Origin of the sequence: Syntrophaceticus schinkii (assembly GCF_000946815.1) — a bacterium.
GTDB classification, from domain to species: domain Bacteria; phylum Bacillota; class DSM-12270; order Thermacetogeniales; family Thermacetogeniaceae; genus Syntrophaceticus; species Syntrophaceticus schinkii.
This window is the reverse complement of the sequence record NZ_CDRZ01000046.1, coordinates 1-22147: the sequence shown is the minus strand read 5'-3', so window position 1 is coordinate 22147 and position 22147 is coordinate 1. Positions and strand designations below refer to the sequence as shown.

General features: G+C 49.8%; 22 protein-coding genes and 3 pseudogenes. 7 read left to right on the top strand and 18 right to left on the bottom strand.

Annotated elements, in window-relative coordinates:
• Positions 1-15: 15 nt before the first annotated feature.
• The 8 genes and pseudogenes from SSCH_RS03545 to SSCH_RS16165 form a co-directional block, all read right to left on the bottom strand.
• Complete coding sequence (locus SSCH_RS03545; RefSeq protein ID WP_084710903.1) at positions 16-954, bottom strand: NAD-dependent epimerase/dehydratase family protein; 939 nt, start codon at positions 952-954, stop codon at positions 16-18.
• An 18-nt stretch (positions 955-972) separates the two neighbouring features.
• Positions 973-2193 (bottom strand): glycosyltransferase family 4 protein, encoded by a 1221-nt coding sequence (locus tag SSCH_RS03540; protein ID WP_044664271.1) that lies wholly within the window; start codon positions 2191-2193, stop codon positions 973-975.
• Positions 2194-2217: 24 nt separating this feature from the next.
• Positions 2218-3039 carry a polysaccharide deacetylase family protein gene (locus SSCH_RS03535; protein ID WP_044664270.1) on the bottom strand — a complete coding sequence of 274 codons (822 nt, stop codon included), beginning with the start codon at positions 3037-3039 and terminating at the stop codon, positions 2218-2220.
• Positions 3036-3218 (bottom strand): annotated as a pseudogene (locus SSCH_RS22270) (2,3,4,5-tetrahydropyridine-2,6-dicarboxylate N-acetyltransferase); the annotation flags it as partial. The pseudogene SSCH_RS22270 and the gene SSCH_RS03535, both read right to left, overlap by 4 nt.
• A 428-nt stretch (positions 3219-3646) precedes the next feature.
• Complete coding sequence (locus tag SSCH_RS20740; RefSeq protein WP_052835258.1) at positions 3647-4051, bottom strand: 3-hydroxyacyl-CoA dehydrogenase family protein; 405 nt, start codon at positions 4049-4051, stop codon at positions 3647-3649.
• Between the two features lie 13 nt (positions 4052-4064).
• A complete protein-coding gene (locus SSCH_RS20735) occupies positions 4065-4727 on the bottom strand; it encodes a 3-hydroxyacyl-CoA dehydrogenase family protein (RefSeq protein WP_052835257.1) in 663 nt (220 codons plus the stop codon).
• A gap of 5 nt (positions 4728-4732) precedes the next feature.
• Positions 4733-5875, bottom strand: a complete 1143-nt coding sequence (locus tag SSCH_RS03525) for a thiolase domain-containing protein (protein ID WP_044664269.1) — start codon at positions 5873-5875, stop codon at positions 4733-4735.
• Between the two features lie 121 nt (positions 5876-5996).
• Positions 5997-6712, bottom strand: a pseudogene (locus SSCH_RS16165) (glycosyltransferase family 2 protein).
• A 543-nt stretch (positions 6713-7255) separates the two neighbouring features.
• On the opposite strand from SSCH_RS16165, the gene SSCH_RS03515 reads away from it, so the two are divergent.
• The 5 genes from SSCH_RS03515 to SSCH_RS03495 all read left to right on the top strand — a co-directional run bounded on the left by SSCH_RS03515 (position 7256) and on the right by SSCH_RS03495 (position 9348).
• Positions 7256-7480 carry a DUF1659 domain-containing protein gene (locus SSCH_RS03515; RefSeq protein WP_044664268.1) on the top strand — a complete coding sequence of 75 codons (225 nt, stop codon included), beginning with the start codon at positions 7256-7258 and terminating at the stop codon, positions 7478-7480.
• A 37-nt stretch (positions 7481-7517) separates the two neighbouring features.
• Positions 7518-7736, top strand: coding sequence for a DUF2922 domain-containing protein (locus SSCH_RS03510; protein ID WP_052835254.1), 219 nt, complete (start codon positions 7518-7520; stop codon positions 7734-7736).
• An 82-nt stretch (positions 7737-7818) separates the two neighbouring features.
• Positions 7819-8016: a YvrJ family protein gene (locus SSCH_RS03505; protein ID WP_044664267.1), complete on the top strand. Its 198-nt coding sequence runs from the start codon at positions 7819-7821 to the stop codon at positions 8014-8016.
• An 86-nt stretch (positions 8017-8102) separates the two neighbouring features.
• Complete coding sequence (locus SSCH_RS03500) at positions 8103-8708, top strand: N-acetylmuramoyl-L-alanine amidase (protein ID WP_044664266.1); 606 nt, start codon at positions 8103-8105, stop codon at positions 8706-8708.
• A 49-nt stretch (positions 8709-8757) separates the two neighbouring features.
• Positions 8758-9348 carry a hypothetical protein gene (locus SSCH_RS03495; RefSeq protein ID WP_044664265.1) on the top strand — a complete coding sequence of 197 codons (591 nt, stop codon included), beginning with the start codon at positions 8758-8760 and terminating at the stop codon, positions 9346-9348.
• On the opposite strand, the gene SSCH_RS18065 is transcribed toward SSCH_RS03495, so the two are convergent.
• The 3 genes from SSCH_RS18065 to SSCH_RS18060 all read right to left on the bottom strand — a co-directional run bounded on the left by SSCH_RS18065 (position 9275) and on the right by SSCH_RS18060 (position 11640).
• On the bottom strand, positions 9275-10498 hold the full coding sequence (locus tag SSCH_RS18065) for a tetratricopeptide repeat protein (RefSeq protein ID WP_156972077.1): 1224 nt from the start codon (positions 10496-10498) through the stop codon (positions 9275-9277). The two genes, SSCH_RS03495 and SSCH_RS18065, sit on opposite strands and share 74 nt — an antisense overlap.
• Positions 10399-11001 carry a hypothetical protein gene (locus SSCH_RS03480; RefSeq protein WP_044664262.1) on the bottom strand — a complete coding sequence of 201 codons (603 nt, stop codon included), beginning with the start codon at positions 10999-11001 and terminating at the stop codon, positions 10399-10401. The genes SSCH_RS18065 and SSCH_RS03480 overlap by 100 nt, the downstream gene beginning before the upstream one ends.
• A 237-nt stretch (positions 11002-11238) precedes the next feature.
• Positions 11239-11640: a hypothetical protein gene (locus tag SSCH_RS18060; protein ID WP_156972076.1), complete on the bottom strand. Its 402-nt coding sequence runs from the start codon at positions 11638-11640 to the stop codon at positions 11239-11241.
• 15 nt (positions 11641-11655) lie between these two features.
• On the opposite strand from SSCH_RS18060, the gene SSCH_RS03465 reads away from it, so the two are divergent.
• Positions 11656-11952 carry a hypothetical protein gene (locus SSCH_RS03465; RefSeq protein ID WP_044664259.1) on the top strand — a complete coding sequence of 99 codons (297 nt, stop codon included), beginning with the start codon at positions 11656-11658 and terminating at the stop codon, positions 11950-11952.
• 261 nt (positions 11953-12213) lie between these two features.
• Here SSCH_RS03465 and SSCH_RS22265 read toward each other — a convergent pair whose 3' ends face one another.
• The 7 genes from SSCH_RS22265 to SSCH_RS03435 all read right to left on the bottom strand — a co-directional run bounded on the left by SSCH_RS22265 (position 12214) and on the right by SSCH_RS03435 (position 20644).
• The gene (locus SSCH_RS22265; RefSeq protein ID WP_332306895.1) at positions 12214-12408 is read right to left on the bottom strand and encodes a hypothetical protein; all 195 of its coding nucleotides are present in this window, start codon (positions 12406-12408) and stop codon (positions 12214-12216) included.
• Positions 12409-12428: 20 nt separating this feature from the next.
• Positions 12429-12770 carry an HDIG domain-containing metalloprotein gene (locus tag SSCH_RS22260; RefSeq protein WP_332306894.1) on the bottom strand — a complete coding sequence of 114 codons (342 nt, stop codon included), beginning with the start codon at positions 12768-12770 and terminating at the stop codon, positions 12429-12431.
• Positions 12771-12908: 138 nt separating this feature from the next.
• A complete protein-coding gene (locus SSCH_RS03455; protein WP_044664258.1) occupies positions 12909-14204 on the bottom strand; it encodes a polysaccharide pyruvyl transferase family protein in 1296 nt (431 codons plus the stop codon).
• 210 nt (positions 14205-14414) lie between these two features.
• On the bottom strand, positions 14415-15080 hold the full coding sequence (locus SSCH_RS03450; RefSeq protein ID WP_044664257.1) for a TetR/AcrR family transcriptional regulator: 666 nt from the start codon (positions 15078-15080) through the stop codon (positions 14415-14417).
• 248 nt (positions 15081-15328) lie between these two features.
• Positions 15329-18472: an efflux RND transporter permease subunit gene (locus SSCH_RS03445; protein WP_052835253.1), complete on the bottom strand. Its 3144-nt coding sequence runs from the start codon at positions 18470-18472 to the stop codon at positions 15329-15331.
• On the bottom strand, positions 18438-18725 hold the full coding sequence (locus tag SSCH_RS18800) for an efflux RND transporter permease subunit (protein ID WP_044664256.1): 288 nt from the start codon (positions 18723-18725) through the stop codon (positions 18438-18440). Before SSCH_RS18800 ends, SSCH_RS03445 begins: the two co-directional genes overlap by 35 nt.
• Positions 18722-20644 (bottom strand): efflux RND transporter periplasmic adaptor subunit, encoded by a 1923-nt coding sequence (locus SSCH_RS03435; protein WP_044664255.1) that lies wholly within the window; start codon positions 20642-20644, stop codon positions 18722-18724. Before SSCH_RS03435 ends, SSCH_RS18800 begins: the two co-directional genes overlap by 4 nt.
• Positions 20645-21137: 493 nt before the next feature.
• Between SSCH_RS03435 and SSCH_RS03430 the strand changes: the two are divergent.
• Positions 21138-22147: pseudogene (locus SSCH_RS03430) on the top strand (M42 family metallopeptidase); the annotation flags it as partial.

Sequence of the window (22147 nt, the reverse complement as noted above, 5' to 3'; positions counted from 1 at the left end):
CTGCCTCCTTATCAGTTATTCATTGATTCTGTAGTACCACTTCATCCATTCTGCCGTTCTCCGAATGCCCTCCTCCGGCGGAACCTGAGGATCATGCTTTAAATCTTTTACCGCTTTGGAGAAGTCCATATGCTTGACCTTCGTCGTAAATGGTTCGGACTCTTTGTAGGTAACAAGAGAACTGTCCCTGCCTACTGCTTTTAATATCAGTTCAGAGTACTCCTCAATGCTCATCTCCCACTCAGCTTTTCCTCCTACATTGTAGGCCTCACCCGGAATGAAGTTATCCAGGATATTAGCAAAGGTACTGCAGGTATCTTCAACAAAGTCGATGATTCTTTTATGCCCCTTGTAAACCACATAGGGCTTTTTGAAAAGAGCATGGTAGATGAACTTGGGGATAAATCCCCGGTATGGTGTGTAGTGTTCATGGGGGCCATAGCAGTTAACCGGCCTGACGATAACAGTTTCCGTTCCGAACATCGTGGCAGAGTTTTTCACCATCAATTCCCCTGCCCACTTGCTGATGGCATAGTCATTCATCTGATAGGTGTCCTTGATAGGATTATTTATCATAACATCCTCACTCATCGTCCCATCATAGTCACCGTAAACCTCAGCAGATGAAAATAAGATCATCCGGAACTTTAATTCCTCCTGCAGCCGGATTAAGTGCTTGGTGCCGATGACATTGGTTGACCACAGGTTTTCATAGTAGTCTTCGCCGTTCCAGCGCCCATACTCGGCAGCCAGGTGATAAACATAATCAAAATTCCATTTTTCGAAGACCCTTTGCAACTGCCTGTAATTGCTGACATCAGCCCTGATGTAATTGTCTCGTTCCGTGTGGTACAGGTCCAGAGCAATTACTTCATGGCCTCTCTTTGTCAGTTCATTGACCAGGTTTGTACCGATAAAACCGGCACCACCTGTTACTAAAATCTTAAGTTTCACATATAGCCCTCCAAACAATTAATTCTCGACATAATTTCGTTGACCCCCGCTTTTTGCGACATCTGCCAGTAGCGTTTCGACAGCATCAGTAATTTTCTCCCAACTATTTTGTGCTACAAATTTCCGGGCCCTTTGACCCAACTCACACAGTAGATCATTTCTTACCAAATATATCGCTTTCGCAATAACATCCTCTGGTTGATCTACATAAACTACCCCGTTGTTCTCACCGAATTCTTTCATTACACCCGGTAACTTTGTTGATATAACTGGTTTTCCTACAGCCATATATTCATATAACTTTATAGGTACTATATTTCTCATTACTTCATTGTTGTAAGCCGGTAACAAACAAATATCTGATGATGCTATATGCTCCGGTATTTTCTCAAATGGTTGCCTCCCCACCATAATAACGTTCTTATCCATGCTGTAATCGCTTATAATTTTCTGTAGTTCCAGAAAGGCATCCCCGTCTCCCACAATCAATAATTTAATATTTGGTTTTTTGTCAACTATCTTGGAAAACTCTTTTATGATTTCTTTTAGTCCGGAAAAGTTATAGAGCCACCCCATGAAAAACAAAACAATGTCATCTCTATTAATTGAATATTTATCCCTAATTTTTGTTCCATCAATGTTTGTATTATATCTATCGGGATCTATCCCAGCCCTGATTACATGTATCTTATCAGGGTCAGCTCCAATGCTAACAGCATAATCCTTAAGAACCTCATTGATCACAATTACACAGTCCGAACCTTGTGCAACAATACTTTCAGCCCTTCTCCCCAGCGGGTGCAAGAACTTGAATGGGATTAGTGTGGAATTGACATCTATTATGTGATCAATGTGTGGTATTTTATTTTTCTTAGCTGATTTCAGTGCCAAATAATTACTTAGTAAACCATGGCCAATAATTACATCCGGTTTAAAATCATCTATTTGATTGTTTATCTCTTTTTCGTATGTAACTAACATGGAAGCGTAATCCAACAAAGGTATCTTAACAATTCCTGGGCGGACAACAGTAACCCCCGCGTTACTAAAAATCTTTGTTATGTCCTTATATATCTCTTTTCTTGAATACAGCTCTTTCTCGCCTTCTGTTGACCATAACACTTCATAATCAATTACTCTTACTTCATGGCCTCGTATTACTAGTCGTTCTGATATATGATGATGCTGTGCAGGGTTTCTTCTAATCCAATCTGTATCTAAAGTTATTAGTATTCTCATTAGATCACCTCTTGGATAACATAATCAACTACTGTATAAAAGCCCTTTTACTGGTTGAAAATCATATTCATTTAATAACTTTCCGAATTTATTCAAAGCCCCATTTATACCGTAATATGTGATAAATCTCGAAGACAATGGAATGCCCAATCTCGGAGTACCAGAATATGTTTCCCAAGGATGAATATACACAATCGCCGGCCTACTCTGATTTACTTTCTTTATACCCCACTTCAAAAACCAGAACGGCAATGCCCTAAGATAAAACCCCCCAGCAATTGGTACATTCATACCCATATTTATTACTGTTAAAGGGAACTCAACAATTTTACCATTTGGATCATGTTTAGAAACATCTTTCTTTGATGGTCTATACATACTTACAGGAGCGTTTGGTACACCATAGAGCATCGTCTTAATCGGAAATATACTGGAATCATACTTGAATCCATATTTCTCTAAAATCTCAAAAGCCCATTTTGTTTCATTATTTATAGAAAACGATGGTGCCCAAAAACCTATAGGGTTGTACTTGCCAATTAACTCTAATGATTTAATAATCTCTTTTTCAAAACCTTCTCTTCCCAGTTCGTATAATGTTTTATGCGAATAGGAATGGCACGCAATCTCATGGCCTTTATTGTATATTTCCTCAATTAAATCAGGGTGATGTTCTGCCACTGCTCCTAAAACAAAAAATGTTGCTTTCGTTTTATACTTATCTAACAAGTCAAGCAAAGGAATTACTGATTCGGGAAATTGGTCATCTCTTTTTTCGGGCAAATACTCTGTTAAAAACTCACTGCACCACCAGTATTCTAAATCTATGCTCAATGCGTTTATCACTTTTTTACCTCAATTTTTGTATTGTCTGTGTGATCTTCAGCTAGTTTTTTTACCACTTTTGCCGGATTGCCTGCTACAACCGTATACGGGTCAACATCTCTGGTAACAACACTTCCAGCACCAACCACACTGTTTTCTCCAATTGTGACCCCGGCTAAAATGATACAGCCAGGGGGAACCCAAGCTCCTTTTTTTTATCGTTGTTGGAGCTACTTTCCTGGGATAGAATTTTTCCTTAATAACAACTGAACATGTAGGATTGGAGTGAGCAAAGATCATCGTGTTCATACCTATGCTGACAAAATCCTCTATTGTTATCAATTGTGGGTAATCTCCATCGATATGGACTCGCGGCCCAATGTAAACACATTTTCCTATACGGACACCCCTCATCCGGTGAAATGCAGCAGTTAGCCCCGGATGGGGAGAAATATGCGCAAGGGTTTGCAGAATCCAATCTATTAAAAATTTAAAATATAACTTCAGTTTTCCAAAGAACCCCTTGTAGTTATAATAATCCATTAATTCTTGTATATTTATTTCTTCGATATTGCTATTTTTATTATTGCTTATAAAAACTCACTCCCTCCTGAGAACAGCATATAGATTAATACTGATAAAATCCCTTCCCTGTTTTCCTTCCCAAGTCTCCTTTTTCAATCATTTTTTTAAGTTTTGCTGCAGGAGGTTTGAATCCAGGTAAAACTGTACTCAACTCATTAATGATATTGTAAGTAATATCTATGCCTACGAGATCGGCGAGCTGAAAAGGCCCCATGGGAAAGTTTGCCCCTAATTTCATAGCACTATCTATATCCTGTACAGAAGCTATATCTTGCTCCAGCATATAACAAGCTTCATTGATCATAGTAAATAGCAGCCTGTTAACGATGAAACCTGGTGCATCTTTAATAACTACTGGGTTTTTATCCAACTGCTGAACAAATGATTTCGCAATTGCAACCGTTTCATTTGAGGTCTGTTTTCCTTGAACAATTTCAACTAAAGGCATTTTTTGTACTGGATTAAAAAAAATGTATTCCTATAAACCGGCCTTGATTACTTACTGCAGATGCCAAATCTGATATAGACAAGGATGAAGTATTTGTAGCAAAAACAGCATCCCTGCATATAGAACCTAACTGTTTAAACAACTGTTGTTTTATTGATTTATCCTCGGTTACACATTCTATAATTAACGGAAGGTCAGCCATATCGTTAATATTTTCAGTCAGTTTGATCTTGGTGACTATTTCGTCTAGTTCATCATTGGTCATTACTTTTAATAGTCTTTTTTCTATCGTTCTGCATGCTGTAGTTAATGCTTCATCATTTATACCTAACAGAACAACTTTAAATCCTAACTGAAGGGCAACCTGCGCAATTCCTAAGCCCATTGTGCCGGTTCCGATAATACCGACAACTTCTATTTCTTTTATTGGTACATTGCTATCCGGCAAAGATGTATCCATCTCTGAAGGGGTAAATAAATTTATTTTATCTTTAGGGCCATTAACTTGTTGAACACTTCCTGATGCCCCAACTGATATTTTATCAGCATGATCTTTGCGAATTTGAACTACGATACTTTGGCCTTGGTCATTTTCAGCTATGCCCAGTACATATTCAGTATTGAATGGTTTAAGCGGTACTCCTACATATGAATAACTAATTAATTTCCAGCTCAAGTATGTCACCTCGAAAATATACTTACTACTGCTGTTGCTCCGGTGCCTCCGATATTACAGCATAATCCATATTCTGCATCGCGTACCTGTCTTTTGCCTGCTTCTCCACGCAGCTGCGTTGCTATCTCTACAACCTGGCTTACACCTGTGGCTCCAATCGGGTGTCCCTTGGCTTTAAGCCCACCGCTGGGGTTAATCGGGATATCACCGTCTATATCGGTTCTGCATGCTTCTATCATTTGCTTGCCCATTCCTTTATCACAGAAACCAATGTCTTCTATTTGTAATAATTCAGAGATCGTAAAACAATCGTGAACTTCGGCAACATCTATGTCTGGCGGTGTGAGCCCGCACATGGCAAAAGCTTTTGCAGATGCTTTTTTGACCGCAGGCATCGTTGATATTGTTTCCCTCGACTTCAAATCAATCGTTCCGGTGTCATGCCCAATTCCAATATAATATACGGGGCTATCTGTATATTTCAAAGCATTTTCTTCTGTTGTCATTAATACAGCTGCAGCGCCATCAGATACAGGAGAGCAATCAAGAAGTTTCAGTGGTGATGCCACAACACGGGATTTTAAAACATCATCTACTGTTATCTCTTTATGAAATTGTGCTAATGGGTTATTTAACGCATTTTTATGGTTCTTCACAGCTATTTTTGCCAGGTGTTCCTCGGTTGTACCAAAATCATAAAAGTGCCGCTGTGCCATAAGTGCATATAAACTGGGAAATGTTGCTCCGTGTTTTATTTCTTCTTGGCTAGCAGCAGATGCAAGAATTTGTGTGACTTGATCTATCGGTGTGTCACACATCTTTTCAACACCGATAACCAAGACTGTATTATAAAAACCTGACAAAATAGAAATTGCAGCTTCCTTTAATGCTATACCACCTGATGCACAAGCAGATTCAACCCTGGTTATTTCTTTGTCAACTCCCAATTTGCTTGCCAAGACTGCCGGGAGGTGGCATTGCCCAGTAAAACTGCTGGAGAAATTTGAAATGTATATTGCATCTACTGCATCTATATCTGTATTCGCTTTGGAAAGCGCTTGATTACAAACATCAAGCATCAGCTCTTCAATACCTTGTTTTAATTTGCCGAATTTCGTATGCCCTGTACTGACAATGGCCAGCCGCATATATTGGCGCCTCCTATTTTGTCACTTGTATCAAAGATAATGGTCCGCTTCTTCTGATATTTTCATGCTTGAGCCAGTAGAAACATTTGATCCTTTGTTGTTATTAAAATCTTTTAAATTCTCAAAGTAGTGTAGTGATGTCATCCCCCAACACCCTAAACAACACCCCAAACCCATGCACCACTGGGCTCCTTTTCACCTTCTCATCATAATTCGTATTGATCGGCACTTCGGTAACCTTGAGGCCGTACCTATTCGCCCTAAACTGCATCTCTGACTCTACGGCGAAACCGGTTTCTTTGAAGCTCATTCTCTCTATGGCTTTCCGAGAGAAGGCCCTAAAGCCACTTTGGGTATCAGTCAGTTTGATACCTGAGCCCAAATTAGTGGTAATATTAAGTACCGTCTGCCCCAGCATGCGGTATTTCGGTATATCATTCTTCACCAAAAAACGTGACCCCACCACCATATCGGCCTGGTTATTCAAAACTGGGTTTAAAAGCTGTGGTATCTCTTCCGGACGGTGCTGGCCGTCGGCATCCAGGAGCACCATGGCCCAGGGGTTGATCCTTTTGGCAAAATCAAAGGCTGTGTTGATGGCGACACCTTTACCCTGGTTGCTTTGGTGCTTTATTACTGTGGCGCCAGCCCCCTCGCCCTCTCCCCGGTCCCATCCTCTGATCCGTCATCCACCACGATCACCTGACCCACATAGTGAAGGGTCTTGGAGACAATCTCCTCTATATGCCTCGCCTCATTGTAGGCGGGGATGGCAGCGATGATCTTTGATTGGGGGTCTGGCAGGAGTGCCAGGCTTCCTTCCTTTGTATACTGCAACTGGATGACCTCTTTCTTTTTTCTTAATGGGTTTTACGTGGGTTGAAATAAACAAAATAGCACAGGCTGAATGATACAGGCTGACTGATACACATGGAACACAAGTGAATCTAGTTGTGTTCTTTTGTTCTACAATTCTACACTCAGTTGTTAATTCCTTCTTTTATGGAAACTTTTTTGTCAAATTAAAGATATTTGTGGAAAAATATTTTTAACCATGGGTATTTTGTAAATGCGTCCTCAAATCCTGTCTAAAATCGAACGTATTTTCGATATTCGCTGCTCTCTTTTTCTATGGCAGGACTGGGTATCCCTCACCTATCTTTAAAACAGAAGACGGAAAGCCGGAGCCCAGAGGCCGGAAGCATTGGCTCCGCTGTTATAGAACACTCCTTTTTCTCTCTCTTTCGCATTTATGAAATGCGCCCCTTAAATCTGTTCGCTTTTTGGAGATGCGGGCTTTGCCATAGAACTCTTGTTCCCCTAGAATGGAGTCAAACCAGGATGTCACTCCTGGAAGTGAGAGGGGAAGGAGGTGATCACATGCCTGTTACAGCCACTCTGAAGCTCAGCAGACTGCAGATGAAGATGAACACCGGAAATGATGACAAAGGGAACCCGATCATCCGCACCAAGACTTACCGCTCTGTCAAGACCACAGCTACAGATGCGAACATCTATGATGTGGGGTTCGCCCTGGCCGGGCTGCAGAAGCATCCGGTGGAGTCGATCCGGCGTGTGAACGAGGTACAGCTGGAGGCTGAGTAAGCAGTTATAACACTAAACAGGAAGGGGGTGAAGACCGGTGTCCAGCGTTCTGGAGATGAATTTTATCACTGAGCTGGGGGGCAGGTTCAAGGTTTCGCTGCCTGACCCACGCACTGACATCACTGCAGCGGAAGTAGAGACCGCCATGAACACCATCATCGATAAGAACATCTTCTCTACCATCACAGGCAATGCCGCTGCCATCCACAGCGCCAATGTGGTGACCAAAGGCATCGAGGAGATCATCACTGCTTAAGGTGATTTTTGACCGAACTTCCCTGCCTGCTTTCAAATGGCAGGCAGGGCTTTTTTTAAAATAATGTTAAGGAGGGAGTAAAGTGGAGGAGATTTGGGTACAGGTGGGCAATTACGGCTTTCCCATGCTTGTGGCCATCTATCTGCTGGTAAGGGTGGAGCGCAAGCTGGACGCCCTGACCGTTGCCATCACTCGTTTGGAACAGGTCTTGTCGGTTTCCCTGCGCCCACCTGATGTGGGTGTCAAAACCATAGAGCGGGAAATGGGTATTTCTCATTAAAGGGGATCAATGGTGATTTGAGGATGGTGTTTTTCTAATGTTAAATGGGGTTTCCGATTAAAGGGAAACCAGAGGAGGGGATTTTGATGTCTAAAGGCAAGTGGACTCACCTGATCATCCATCACACCGGGGCTGAGGAGAAGGACACCGCCCAGGTGCGCCGCTACCACCTTTCTCTGGGGTGGCGGGATATCGGCTACCATTATGTCATCGAGCGGGACGGCCGTGTGGTGCCTGGCAGGAGCCTGGAGCTGGCGGGGGCTCACTGTATTGCTTCGGGAATGAATCAGAAGGGGATCGGGATTGCTGTGCTCGGAAACCTGGAGAACCACCCGCCTCTGCCTGCCCAGGAGAAAGCTCTAAAGCAGCTGGTTGGGGAGCTGATGGGGCGTTTTCAGATCCCTCTGGCTAATGTTTTGGGGCACAAGGATGTGCCTGGAGCGGCCACCGCCTGCCCGGGGCGCTTTCTTTCCATGGACTCACTGCGATCAGCTGTTATGGCAGGTGGGGTTGGTGGGGGAAGCAGCGGGCCAGCACCCCCGGCGGCTGGGAATGATGGCAGGGAAAGGATTTACCGTGTTCAGGTAGGAGCCTATAAAATTCGGAATAATGCGGAAAATATGGCAGGAAAGCTAAAGAAGGCCGGGTTTCCTGCGATTATCGTTGAAGGAACCCTGGATTCCTCGCCTTGACAAAAGAACTCTTGTTCGAGTAGAATATTGGGCAAGGAGGTGGAAACCATTGGCAAAAGTCCAGTTTTCCGAATTATGGCCGCAGCTGATGGGGCTTGTCCCGGTTTATACCAGGGACGGCGTTAACGGCACCAGCATCCTCCTAGAAAAGAATCCTGCTCTATTCTGTGAAGTGAAGACGAAAACCATGCTGGGACGGCTTTGTCGCACCTTTTTGATCGATCTGCGGCTGGCGCATCGCGCTTATTCCCACATCTGCGGGCGGAGATATGCAGTCCCTATCTCCCTGCGCCCCGGCCTGGTGATGGTGCCTGTGCGTGCGCGGACAGCACGGGTTAAGGATGACGGCACCCGGGCCTATCTGGTGAAGGACAAGATCCGCAAGTACCTGCCTGAGGACAGGCGGTCAAACATGAGCGGAACTCGCATTGTTTTTGTGAATGACACTTCTATAGTAGTCCCACACCGCTGGTCGAATGTGCGTGAGGTGATGGTGGCAGCTGAGCTGGTGGAACGGGAAGGGGTCAAGCTGAACGGCTACCTGGTGGACAGGATCGGCTGCGAGGTCAGGGAGAACCCTGACAGCTACTGCTGTAAGAAGTGTCCCCGCAGGGATTTGTGTTATCCGGAGGAGGAATGAGGCCCAGCCAAAGCTCCGCCTCCTCTTTTAGTGACGCATCTTGGGCTGCCTGTTCCAGGTAATGGAGGGCAGCCTTTTGATCTCCCAGCAGGACTGCTGCTTGACCGCAGTAGAGTTGAATTTTCGGTGTGATACCAAGGTAAGGCGCCCCGCTCCAATAGCGGAGGTGCCTTTTGTTGATCTGGGCCTTGCGCTTTTCCAGCAGCTGGGGGATGCCTTTTGCTCTGAGCAGGTAGGGGCGCGCCATGTCTTTTTGCAGGTAAGTGTGCGCTCTCTTCTTTTGGGCGGATTGGTCAGATCGGGTTGGCTTTTCCAGCAGCAGGCGCCCGGCGGTCACATAGCCTAAGGCCAGGTCTTCGTAGAATTCCTGTTCCAGCGGCCTTAATAATACTGCTGTTTCCAGATGCCGCACCCCCTCTTCGGGCTGTCCGCTCTGGAAAAGGGTGCTGGCGTAAAGGACTCTCAGTTCTGCATCTCCTCTAGCGAGGTGTACACCTTTTTGGAAGTGGTGTGAGGCTAGTTTTAGGGATTCTAAATAAAGCTTGCCCAGTTCTTTGCGATATGTGGCGTTGAGGGGATCCTTTTCCACTGCCTTTTCGTAGTTTATTAAAGCTGCCTGGCTGTCCCCTTTTGAAAGTGCTTGCCTGGCGGTGATGGCAGAGCTTTCTCCTGCATAGATGTTCAAAGAGATGATGATCACTATGAGTACGGCACCCCCTATCAATAGGTATTGGGGGAGCTTTTTTTTGAAAGCATAGCGGGGGCGTTTTGGTATGGAGGTGCTGTCAAGGGCTTGTCCCAGGCCGAAGAGGGTGAAGAGGACAAGGGACACCGCGGGCGTAGAAAGGGTGCAGTGCCATAAGGAGCAGCACCCGATGACAAGTGCTGCGGTGAGGATTGGCCATGCTGACTCGGCTGCACTGGGTGTGTCAGCTGCCCAGGGTGCCCGCGCCGCCCAGGCGGTACCGTTTAATTCTTCGGCAAGGGCACTTTGAGCAGTGGTGCGCTTTATTACCTTGAAGAAAAGAATCCAGAGAGCGAGCAGTGTTATCAGCCTGGGAGCCCCATTTCCACACCTGCCTGGAAGAATGCCCCTGGGGGTGGATCCTGGTAGTAGAAGCTTTGGTGTTGGTATGAAAGGGGTTCCCACCCACCGCCGCCGGTTCCCTGGAGGAGGGTGCGTGGGCTGGAGGCCATGACACGCAGTGCATCCCGCCCTTTAAGCAGCTTTTCTACTATATAATAGTGGGCATCATGGCGGGCGGGCTGGTTTGCGGCATGGCTGGGGGTGCTGCGCAGGTAGGCGGTGCTGCTGGTCAGGAGAAGCACAGCCAGGAGCGCGAATGCCGCGGGGAGTACCCACGGCTTTAAGCGGCGGCCTGATTTTTGATAGATGATCAGAGAGTATTCCAGAGCTAAAACCAGCATGAGCCCTAAAGCAGCCCAAACCCAGCCGGCTGTGACGGCGCCGCTCTGCAGGCAGAGCCCCACCTTTCCGGCGGCCAAGAAGGCCATGGATGCATAGATAATGAAGTGGGCGATGCCTTTTTTGCGTTCGCCTCCAGGGAGCTTCCACAGGGAGAGGGGGATGCCTAAGATGAGGATGAGGTAGAACACCGGTGAATTGATACCGGTGATGCTGAGTAGTGTCAAATAGCCGGCGGCGGATAGGGCTGGGTGGAGCCAGTGGTTTTGGTGGGTTGTGTTATTTTGGGATGCGGTGCTGCTTTGAAAGGTGGTTGTGTTGTTTTGAGAGGCGTTTCTATGAAGGGCGGCGGCCCAGTTTTGAAAAACGGTTCTGTTGCTTTGGCAACTGGCTGTGTCCCTTTGGCAGGCGGTTCTGAGATAGAAAGTGATCAGGAGTGCTGCAACCGAGAGGGCTCCCAGGGCTTACTGCAAAGTGATACTCGGACCTGCCCCCTCCTGGAAAACCGCCGGCAGGCAGAGGACAGCTGCGGCCGCTGCGCTTGCTGTGAAGACTGTGAGGATTGCATAGATGGCCTCCAGGGAATCCACCACTGATGATACTATCCAGTACAGTACGGCACAGCAGGAAAGGAGCAGGGCCAGGTTGACGGCCTCACCGGTGTCCCAGGCGCCGATGCTGGAGAGCAGAGCAAGTCCAGGGAGCAGGAAAACTGCTGTATCGAGGGGGGATCTGATGAATTTTAGTTCCCCCCTCGATATTTTATAAAACCCGAAGACAGCAAAGGCCAAGGCTATAAAGATGTATATAGGGATGGGCTGGCGGGATGAAGTGAAGCAGTAGAGGGGGGAGATAAAGAGGATCACCCTAGCAGGAGAGCGGTGAGGGCTCGGACTGTGGCTGCGGCTGCGGTGGTGGATGTGGATGTGGTGGTGGTGGTGGATGCGGTGGTGGAGGTGGCGCTCTCTTCAGGTAAAGCTGTGGCTGCTGGTGTGGTGGTTTTCGCAGTTGGGCTTGATTTTGATCTGGTATGTGTAGTTGGTTGGGAGATGGGGCCGGGGCTGGGGCCTGGTTTGGGATCGGTATCGGGTTCCGCAGTCGGTGATTGTGTGCTGGATTGGGGGTTGGGGTGGGGTTTGGTGTCGGTTTCCTCAAACTGCCGTAGCTCTGCTCTGTAATCTGCGGCTCCCCCAGGCAGCATTCCGGTTTTCAAAAGCAGCCTTTGCACTATGCTGGTTTCCGGTTTCGCAGCGGCTTCTGAAGCCGACCCCGATTCAAAGGATGGCGATTTTTTTAGCCTGGCGCGGCTGAGCCGCACCCTTATCCTCTGCTCATGAACAAACCGGCGCACCGCCCGCGGTGCCCGCAGCCTCACCTTAAGTTTACCTCGCCTGAAAGGCATCACCTTTTCCCACCTCCAACCTCCCGCCTCTCACTTCTCAATCAGCCAGATCCAGGGATGCGGCGATCTCTTGCATCCCTTGCAGGGCAATCTCAAAGAACTCATTCAGTTCGATCCCCAGTTCCTCTATCGCCCGGATTTGCTCTCTGTTGGCACCGCGGGCAAAGGCTTTATCTTTGAACTTCTTTTTGATCGATTTAACTCTCACCTGAGCCAGTGTCCTGGTGGGCATCACATAAGCGGTAGCAGTGATCAGCCTGAGAGGGGATCTGTCGCGTATAAAGCCTTATCCAGGAGTGTGGTGCGCTTCATCCCATCGTGATCATTGTGGGCTTTCACCGCATGCACCAACTCCTCATCAAAGCCCAAATCCTGCAGCCATTCCGCAGCCAACAGGCTGTGCCTGTCCGTGTCCTCCTTCGTCTCTTCATAATCGATGTCATGCAGAAGGCCTGTCAGATACCACTTCTCCTCATCCTGGCCGAGCCTTGCAGCCAATCCTTCCATGATAGCCGCAGTAGCCTGCATGTGATGAATCAGTTCCGGGGTGTGTACCCTCTCCTTGATCAGCTTCAATGCTTCTTCCCTTGTCACTTCATTCACTCCTTTTCATGTTGTGGGGTCAGGCTTGAGTAATTTACTTTCCAGGGCGTGACGCGGGGACAGCCCTTTTGTCACACTTTCAAAAAACGGGGGCCCCAACCTCCCGCCTCCGTGCTTGCTCTATTTCTCTTAGCGGTGGATGGTTCTGCCGGCTTTGTGGCGTTCACCCCATCCGGCGGTGCGGGTGGCGTCCAGCCTTTTGTGGGGGAAGCGGGAATAAAGGAAGCTTAAGGTAAGGCCGGCGGATTCCCAGGACTGTTGGCGCAGTTGAATCAACACTTGGTCGATGTGGGTTGCGATCTCCTTTTTGTCCTTATAGGTGGAGGTAATCAGTTCATATAGGTTGTCGGCATCTAAGTCCTCGAGGTTGACGGCTTTCGGCTGTTCTGTTATCTCTAGGAATTTATCAATTTTTTCATTTATGGCAACCCCAATACATGGTTTGCGCATCAGTGAAGCCATGATCAGGGCGGGCAGCCGCATCCCCAGCAGCAGATCCACCTCTCCGAAAAGGCAGAAGAGCTGCTCCAGTGTTGGCTTCTCTCGGTACTGTAGGCTGGGCTCTTGCATGATCCAGCTGACTTCCTGGCAGATTTGAATATCTGCGGGATACTTGAAGGGCAGCAGCAGAATCTCCCATCCCTCCCGAACCAGCTTATCCGCAGCTGAGGCAATTGCGCGCTTGTATTCGCAGTCCCCTTCTAACTCTTGTAAAACAACTCCCAGCAGAGGCTTTTTCTCTCCTTTTGCCTCTCCCTCTTCTTCTCCTGTCCCCGCAGTATCAACTGGAACACTTATAGCAATTTTCCCTTCTTCTGTCCTTGCTATAAGTTCAAATGGGGGTGCATCCTCTTCAACAGATGCCGCTGTACGGATCTGTGCCATCAGGGAGTGCCCCACTTCTTTGTCGAACTGTGCGGGGTTTAATGAGAAAACCGGGTCCGCGGTCACCACGATGGGGGGACGTTCTACCCCTATTTTCAGGAGTTTATCCTTGGAGGCCTGGTTGCGGACGGTAATCAGATCGAGGCGATCACCGACAAAGCGCACCAATCGGCGCCCCCAATAACTATTCAGGGGGCCTACCCCCTGGGCGTAGCAGACGACGGGCTTACCGATCAGCCTCGCCGTGTAAATCGTCAAAAGATGGCTGAGCAGGTTTCCCAGCCCCTCTGTATCTTTGAGGGAATTTCCACCACAGCTGAACACAAGGTCTGACTTGATCAGGGTGTAGAGTACAGCAAAAGGATTCCACCTGTTGACGGCCCGCACTCCTGGGAGCTGGCTCAACTGCCGTGTATTTTGAGAGAAAACGGTGATCTCGATGCGTGGTGAGAGCGCTCGCAAGGAAGCCGCGGCTGCGGCTATTTCCGCCTCTTCACCTGGATGATTGATGCTGTAGCAGCCCGCTGCTGCAACACGCAATAGTGTCACACCTTTCATTTTAGATGTCAGATGCCGGAAGTCAGGGGTCGGAAGTCTGCAGGAACTACTCGCGGGTTCCGAAGTAACCCCAACCCTGGCTGCATGGCAACTGTGATGCCGAAACAGGGTAATGGACGACTACTCCTGATTTCGCCAGGTTCGCCGATCTCTTTTCTAGACTTCTACAACTGCATCCTAAATCCTTCCTTGTTAATGGTAATTATATACATAATTATTTAGCTCAGGATGCCGGTGAAGAAGATGTCGATGCCGTGATAGAAGCGCTCTTCGACAGCTTCTTGTATTTTTTGCAGCTTCTGTAGCCTCTACATCTTCTGCCTCTGCAGCTTCTGCATCTACAGCTGTGCCACTCTTTCCGCTCCTACAAAGAACCGGCATACAGAGGGCACCGAGGACTCCCAGGAAGACCTCAGCTCCTGTGCGGGGATCCATCTTGCGAAATTCACCCAGCTCTATTCCCTGGCTGATCAGGGAGGCGAACATTAAAATGCGGCGCTCTCTGAGCTGCAGCAGCAGTTCCATTGCCCAGGGGGACTGGCTGTTATACTCATCTGCCAGGATGCGGGCGATATGGGTGCGTTCTTTGATGAAGTTGAAGTGGGCGGTGCCGATAGCTGTGAGGACATCTCTCACCGAACAGGGCTGTTTGAGCCGCCCCTTCATGGCCTCCATGTAGCTCTCCAGCCCCTCTTTCAGTGTTTCCTGGAAGATGTGATCCTTGCTGGAGAAATATTCGTAGACCGTGCTCTTGCCGATACCTGCGCGGCTGGCGATCTCTTCGACAGTTGCAGCGTAAAAGCCCTTGTCTGCAAAGAGAGTTGCTGCAGCATCCAGGATTTGTTCCCTTTTTGGCATTCTTTCACCTCCCTGTGGGGTCAGGCTTGAGTAATTGAGTTATTCGCTTTTTTGTATTGGCCGGTAACTGAGACAACATTAATTACTTATTATGCCCGACAACAAATGTGGTTCCTTTGCCCCTTTGTTTCCTCTGCGTAACCCCAGTGTAAGACAGGGACGGTTCTTGTGTCTCACTTGTCTCAGTGCATCTTTCAGAAATGCGCCGGGAACCGTCCCCACTGCATCTGTCCCCAGTGCACGGTGCATCACTTTATAACTCCTATACGCATGCCTATATCTTCGAGCAGTGTATACATCAACGGGACGACCACCAGGGTGAGGAAGGTCGCCACGGTCAATCCGCCGATCACTGCCAGGGCCAGGGGGGCATCTATCTCTGCGCCCTCTCCCAGCCCCAGGGCCAGTGGCAGCATGGCAAAGATGGCTGTCAGGGCGGTCATGAGCACCGGCCGCAGCCTGATTGGCCCCGCCTGCAGGATGGCCTCCCAGCGTGAGAGGCCGCGGGAGCGCAGCACATTGATATAGTCCACCAGTACGATCCCGTTTTTCACCGCCAAACCCGCCAGGAGGATCACCCCTATATAGGCGGCGATGCTGAAGGTCATCCCGGTGATCACAAAAGCCAGAATGACGCCGATTAAGGCCATGGGGATGGTGAACATGATCACCAGCGGGTGGAAAAGGGATTCGAACTGTGAGGCCATCACCATGTAGATCAGGATTATCCCTAAGATCAAGGCGAGCTTCAAGGCGTCGAAGGACTCCAGCATCTGTTCCTGTTCCCCACCGTAGGTGATGCTGTAGCCTGGCAGCAGCTGCATTTTGTCCAGTTCTGCACGGATGTCGTCCATCACACTACCCAGCGAACGGCCGTCCAGGTCTGCATAGATGGAACAGGAGCGTGTCTGGTTCTGGCGGGAGATGACAGCCGGAGTGTGCGCTTTCTTTAATTGGGCAATCTCCTTTAAGGGAACCTGGATCCCCAAAGGTGATGAGATGCGCAGGTTTTCCAGGTCTTCAAGGCTTGTGCGGGCCTCAGGGACGAGCCGCACCCTTAAGTCCACCTCCTGGCCGCCGCTGCGGTACCTGGTAGCTATCTGGCCGGAGATGGCTGATTTCAAGGCCTGGGCCACCTGGTAGGTTCCTAAACCATAGGTGGCTGCCCTTTCTCGGTCAAGCTGAACCTGGATCTCGGGTTTTCCCTCTTCCAGTGATGTTTTCACATTGCCGGTGCCAGGCACTTTGCTGACGATGTGGGCGATTTCTTCTGCGGTTTCCTCCAGGACATCCATCTCATCACCCTGGATAGAAATGCTCACCGGAGATTCCATTTCCATGCCCATGGATTTGGGGTCAGCCTCGGCAACCTCTATCTTTGCCCCGGGCAGCTCTGCCACCTCTTGGCGCAATTCCCTGGCCACCTCAGCGGAGCTTCGTTGGCGCTCTTTTCTGGGGAGCAGGCGCGCCTGTATTGAAGCCTTGTCGGGATCAGATGACTGCACAATGCTCATCACACCTGATGAACCGACAGTTGTGAAGATGGTGTCTACCTCGGGTATTTTTTTACAGAGCTTTTCAACCTGTTCGGCTATTTCAGCGGTTTCCTCAAGGCCGGTGCCGGTGGGCATCTCGATGGCGATGTTGACCTCTCCCCCTTCAATATCCGGCAGGAACTCCCTGTCCAAGAGCGGGTATAAGGCAATGGAGAAGATAAAGATGCCCAGGACGGTGAGCAGCACCTGTTTGCGGTGGTTCATCGACCATTCCAAGAGGCTGCGGTAGCCGCTGTCCAGGGCATCCAGTGCGCGCCCCCAGGCGGTCATAATTCTGCCATACAGTGTCTTTTCGTCCAGGCTGGTTGTTGCCTCTACCAGGCGGTTGGCCAGGACCGGCACCAGAGTCAGAGCTACCAGCAGAGAGGCCAGGAGGGCAAAGGAAACTGTGAGAGCAAGCTCTTTAAAGATTTGTGAGGCGATTCCTTCGACGAAGATCACCGGCAGGAAGACCACCACATTGGTGAAGGTGGAAGCGGTAACAGCCATCGCCACCTCCTGGGCGCCTGCTGTGGCTGACTCCCATGCGGAACAGCCCGCCTCACGGTAGCGGAAGATGCTCTCTAAGACAACGATGGAGTCATCGACGATCATCCCCACACCCAGTGCCAGGCCACCCAGTGAGAGCATGTTGAGGGTGAAGCCGGCAAAGTACATCATAATAAAGGTGGTAATAATGGAGATGGGTATGGAAATGGCGATCACCAGTGTTGTGCGCACATTGCGCAGGAAGAGGAAGATGATCAGAATCGCCAGGAAGGCGCCGATCAGGGCGTTGCTCTTCACACTGTCGATGGACAGTTTGATGAATTCCGACTGGTCAAAGACGGTGTTGATCTGCGTGTTTTCCGGGAGCTCTTTTTTCAGGGACTCAAACTCCTGGTGCACCGCCTCTGCCACCTGGACGGTGTTTGCTCCCGTCTGCTTGAAAATGCTGATCCCCACGCTGGGGACGCCGTTCATGCTGGTTTTCTGGGTGATATCGCCGAAGGACTGCTTGACCTGGGAGATGTCTTTCAGGTAGACAAGAGAGCCCTTCGGGGTGACGATGGGGGTGTTGGCGATCTGCTCCAGATCCTCGAATTCACCCTTGGTGGTGATCCTCAGCTCCTTTTCCCCGTGCTTAATGGTGCCCGCTGTGATGCCCAGGTTCTCCCCCATCAAAATCTGGGCTACATAATCTATAGAAAGGCCATGTGCCTCCATTTTGGCCGGATCCATGAGAACATGCACCTCACTGCTCACCCCACCGCCGATCACTACCCAGGCCACACCAGGCAGCCTCTCCAGGCGCGGCTTGACGATTTCAGCGGCGCTGTGGGTGAGGTCGGCGAGGGTGGTGCTACTGGTGCTGCCGGCGGCTTGGATGTTGGTGGATTTGGTTTTGGACGCGGCGATGTTGCCGGTGCTACCAGTGCTGGTGGCGGCGGCGACCGCGGGGTCGGTTGTGGGGATGCTGGTGGTGGCGGCTTGGGTGCCGGCGGAGGTCGTGCCGGTGGTGCCGGTGCCACCTGTGCTGCCGCCGGCGACTGCCAGGTCAGCAGCATCTGCGGACACGGCGACTCCGGCACCAGCATGATCACCGAAATCTTCGGTGCCAACAGCCGCCGGATCGGTGGTGCCATGGCTTGTGCTGCCGGCTCCGCTACCCCCGATGCTCATCCCCGCCTGAATCACAGGAAGAAGAGATGGATCCAGCTTAAAGATCATCGGATCCTTAACACCACTGGGAAGAAAGCTCCGCACAAGGTCCAGCTTTTCCCTCACTTCCAGTGTGGCAAAATCCATATCAGTTCCCCAGTCAAAGAAAAGAACGATCACAGAAGATCCCGGCATACACTGAGACTGCCACCTTATCCAGGTTGCTCAGTGTAGAAAGAACCCCCTCCAGAGGTTCAGTTACCATCTTCTCGATCTCACTCGGCCCCGCTTCAGGGTATTCCGTCATGATCACAGCAGCAGGCAGCTTGATATCAGGCAGCAGATCCAAAGAAAGACGGCTTAAAGAGATACCCCCCAGCAGCAGCAATCCGAAAATCAACATATAAACAGTAACCGAACGGCGTACCGCAGACTCCGGAAGATTCATCCTACCACCCCCCATATTAGTGGTTGGTGGTTGGTCGTTGGTGGTTGGGAAAAGATTGAATCCAGGGAATGGTTCTGCCGATCCGACAATAGCGGAGCAGTGAGGCGGCTCTCCTGATCGATTTCTACAAATTTTGACTCAAGGTGACAAATCTCCATCCCGCACCCCTCCGACTTCTGACTTCCGGCCTCTGACTTCTGTTTTTCAGGTTGGTGGTTGGTCGTTAGTCGTTGGGAAAAGATGTCGGATGCCAGAAGTCGAGGGAATAGGCCACAAGAAGTGCCATTACCATAAACCAATATCCCCGTAAGCTCGGGGCACTCCCACTGATCTAAATAAAACAGTAAAGCAGTGGAGCAAATCTGGCACTGGGTTTGTAACAACTGGCTCTGGGTCTGGCGGCACCATGACTGTCCCCGTGATGCGGTTGAAACGGGGGTGGTAACCCTTTGGCGGTTTTTTATGTTAACCTGCGCGCCGTCGCGCAAGAAGTGCTGGCCTTTGGTAACAATGGTCTCTCCTGGGGTCAGGCCGCTGATTATTTCTATATAGTCCTGGCCTGCAAGGCCGGTTTCCACTCGGCGCTCTCGTCGGGCGCGGGATTGGGTTTGGCTGCTGCTTTGTTCAATGATGTAAACCACCTGATCGTCGCCTTTATCCACAACTGCATCCAATGGCACCCGCACCACTCCGCGGCGCTCTGCTGTGGTAAGCTGCACTTCTGCGGACATTCCTGCACGAAGCTTGTTGTCGGGGTTAGGAATGGAAATATTAATGGTAAACATCCTGGTTTTTTCGTCAACAACCGGTGAGATGGTGACAACCTTGCCGGTGAATAGTTGCTCGGGCTCTGCAGCAGTTGCTGTATTCTCTGCGTCGGATGATGCGGTGCTTGAACCGTTAGGAGATGTGGCATTCGAACCAGTGGGTGAACCGCCAGTGGATGAGTCACCAGTGTTGGTGCCTGTGGTTCCGGCGCTTCCGTCAGCTGAGGCGGCGGCCTTAACCAGCACCTGAAGTTCCATACCTTTAGTCACACTGTTGATGTTATTTTCGGTAACACCTGCGGCAACCAGCATCTCGGTATCATCGATCACAACCAAAATCGGCTGGAGTGGGTTGGCCATATCATCCGGATTAGCCAGGCGGGCAGCCACAACCCCGTTGATCGGGGAGATGATTTCGGTATTGTTTGACTGCCGGCGCACAGACTCCAGAGCTGTTTCGGCCTCTTTGAGCTTGGCCTCAGCCAGGGCGTAATCAGCCTGGGCATTTTTGTAGTCCCCTTTTGCCCGCTCTAAATCCTTTTTTTCCGGTATCTCCGGAAGCTCGATGCCCTCAGGAAGCTCAACACTGGGATCGGGAAGCTGCTTTGCCTTCTCTAATACCTGCTCTAATACACTCCTGGCATTTTCCAGATCGGCCGCAGCGGCTTTTAACCCCAGGCGGGCAGCTTCCATGCTGGCTTCCGCGGCCTTTTGGTAAGCCTTAATATCTGAGTCATCCAGTTTGGCCAGGACTTGTCCCTTGCTCACGCGGTCTCCGACATCCACATGGACTGTGCTGATCTTGGCCGGAAGCTTGGGAATCAGTTTGGCAGTGGAACGCGGCGTGACAAAACCGGTGAGTTTGACGGTTTTGGTTACATCCCCTGTCTGCACCTCTGCTACCTCAACAGGAACAACACTAACTGCGGATTCTTCCACATCATCTTTATTAAAATAACGCACCCCGATGATAATTCCTATCAAAATAAGAACGATAACACCTGTAATAATGAAGCCTTTTTTGCGGGGAGACGTGGGGGCGGTGCTTTCGTCTGCGTTTAATGTATCAACTTGCGGCATAGACATGTCGCTACCCTGTTCACCCTGGGGGTTCTGATCACCCCTGTTGTCCCGTGGTTCCATTTTATCCATCCGGCCAGTCCTCTCCTCTCCCGTTCCCATCACCGACCGATCGGTCGGCTTTCCCTTGATTCTAACCTTTCGACAGAATATTGTCAAACAGAAATTGTAAAAAGTGGGGTCAGGCTTGAGTAATTTACTTTCTTATAAAAATAAGTGTTAATCAATGGTGGGCCGCATCAGACATCTATTCCCACTTCCAGCCTCCCGCATCCCACATCTCATTTCGCCAGTCTTGCTTAATTGCTTTATTCAAATCAGCAAAACGATGCCGAAAGCTTGCGGGAATCATTTAGGAATTAGAAGGTGACAGCCACCTGGGGTATAGACCTGTATATATATTTTTGGCTAAATGGTGACAGTCGCCTTGGAGTCATATCTGGCATATTCGTGACAGCCACCAGGAAACGCCCCCCTTTCTGAGGGATAAAAAGGGGTCAGCAGTAGAAAAATAATCCCGGACGATACTTCAACTTGATACTTAGACTTTCGGGAGGTCTTATTGATGAAGGAAGAAACGATTGAACTGCTGAAAACCCTGACGGAAACGCCTGGGGTCTCGGGTTTCGAGGCGCCCATCAGGAAGGTTTTGAAAGAATACCTGTCTCCGCTGGCGACTGAGCTTACCACTGACCACCTGGGGAGTTTGGTGGCTATCAAAAAGGGCGGCGGTGAGGCGCCTAAGATCATGGTAGCCGCCCACATGGATGAGGTGGGGTTTCTCGTCACCTCGGTGAGCGATAGTGGCTTTATCAGGTTTCAGCCTTGGGGGGTTGGTGGGAACAGGTCTTGCTGGCGCAGCGCGTGGAGATTCTGACCGGCAAGGGGCGGCTGATCGGGGTAATCGGGGCGAAGTCCCCTCACATCCTGACTGCAGAAGAGCGAGCCAAGCCCGTCAAAATCAACACCATGTACATCGACATCGGCTCTACAAGTAAGGAAGAAACGGAACAAGCCGGTGTCAAGCAGGGGAACCCTGTGGTGCCTTCCAGCACTTTTCAACTCTGTGAAAATGGGAAGTCCTTTATGGCAAGGGCACTGGATGACCGGGTGGGGTGTGCCCTGGTAGTGGAACTCTTTCAGGAGCTTCAGGATGTGCATCACCAGGGGACAATCTATGGTGTAATGACCGTCCAAGAGGAGGTGGGACTGCGGGGTGCCACAACTAGTGTTGACGTGGTGCGGCCGGATCTCGCCCTGGTAGTCGATGTCTCTGTGGCGACCGACACCCCAGGAATCGGGGATACAGACATCGCTGCCCGCACCAAACTGGGGAAGGGGCCGGTGATCGGGTTTTACGATGCCAGCATGATTCCCCACACCCACTTTCGCGACCTGGTGGTCCAGGTAGCAGAAGAAAATAATATCCCCTTTCAGGTGGATGTAATGCCTGGAGGTGGAACAGATGCGGGCAAAATCCACCTCTTCCGCCAGGGTGTCCCCTCGGTTGTCGCTCGGCCATACCCGTCCGCTATATTCACGATCCATACCGGGATAGCCCACTTTGATGACCTA

Excerpts from the sequence above, each read along its gene's own strand:
- SSCH_RS03500 (WP_044664266.1), top strand. The coding sequence starts at position 8,103 with ATGTCTAAAGGCAAGTGGACTCACCTGATCATCCATCACACCGGGGCT.
- SSCH_RS03525 (WP_044664269.1), bottom strand. The coding sequence starts at position 5,875 with ATGCGGCTGGCCATTGTCAGTACAGGGCATACGAAATTCGGCAAATTA.
- SSCH_RS03540 (WP_044664271.1), bottom strand. The coding sequence starts at position 2,193 with ATGAGAATACTAATAACTTTAGATACAGATTGGATTAGAAGAAACCCT.
- SSCH_RS03450 (WP_044664257.1), bottom strand. The coding sequence starts at position 15,080 with ATGCCAAAAAGGGAACAAATCCTGGATGCTGCAGCAACTCTCTTTGCA.
- SSCH_RS03445 (WP_052835253.1), bottom strand. The coding sequence starts at position 18,472 with ATGCCGGGATCTTCTGTGATCGTTCTTTTCTTTGACTGGGGAACTGAT.
- SSCH_RS18800 (WP_044664256.1), bottom strand. The coding sequence starts at position 18,725 with ATGAATCTTCCGGAGTCTGCGGTACGCCGTTCGGTTACTGTTTATATG.
- SSCH_RS22265 (WP_332306895.1), bottom strand. The coding sequence starts at position 12,408 with ATGCCCACCAGGACACTGGCTCAGGTGAGAGTTAAATCGATCAAAAAG.
- SSCH_RS20740 (WP_052835258.1), bottom strand. The coding sequence starts at position 4,051 with ATGCCTTTAGTTGAAATTGTTCAAGGAAAACAGACCTCAAATGAAACG.
- SSCH_RS03515 (WP_044664268.1), top strand. The coding sequence starts at position 7,256 with ATGCCTGTTACAGCCACTCTGAAGCTCAGCAGACTGCAGATGAAGATG.
- SSCH_RS03435 (WP_044664255.1), bottom strand. The coding sequence starts at position 20,644 with ATGGATAAAATGGAACCACGGGACAACAGGGGTGATCAGAACCCCCAG.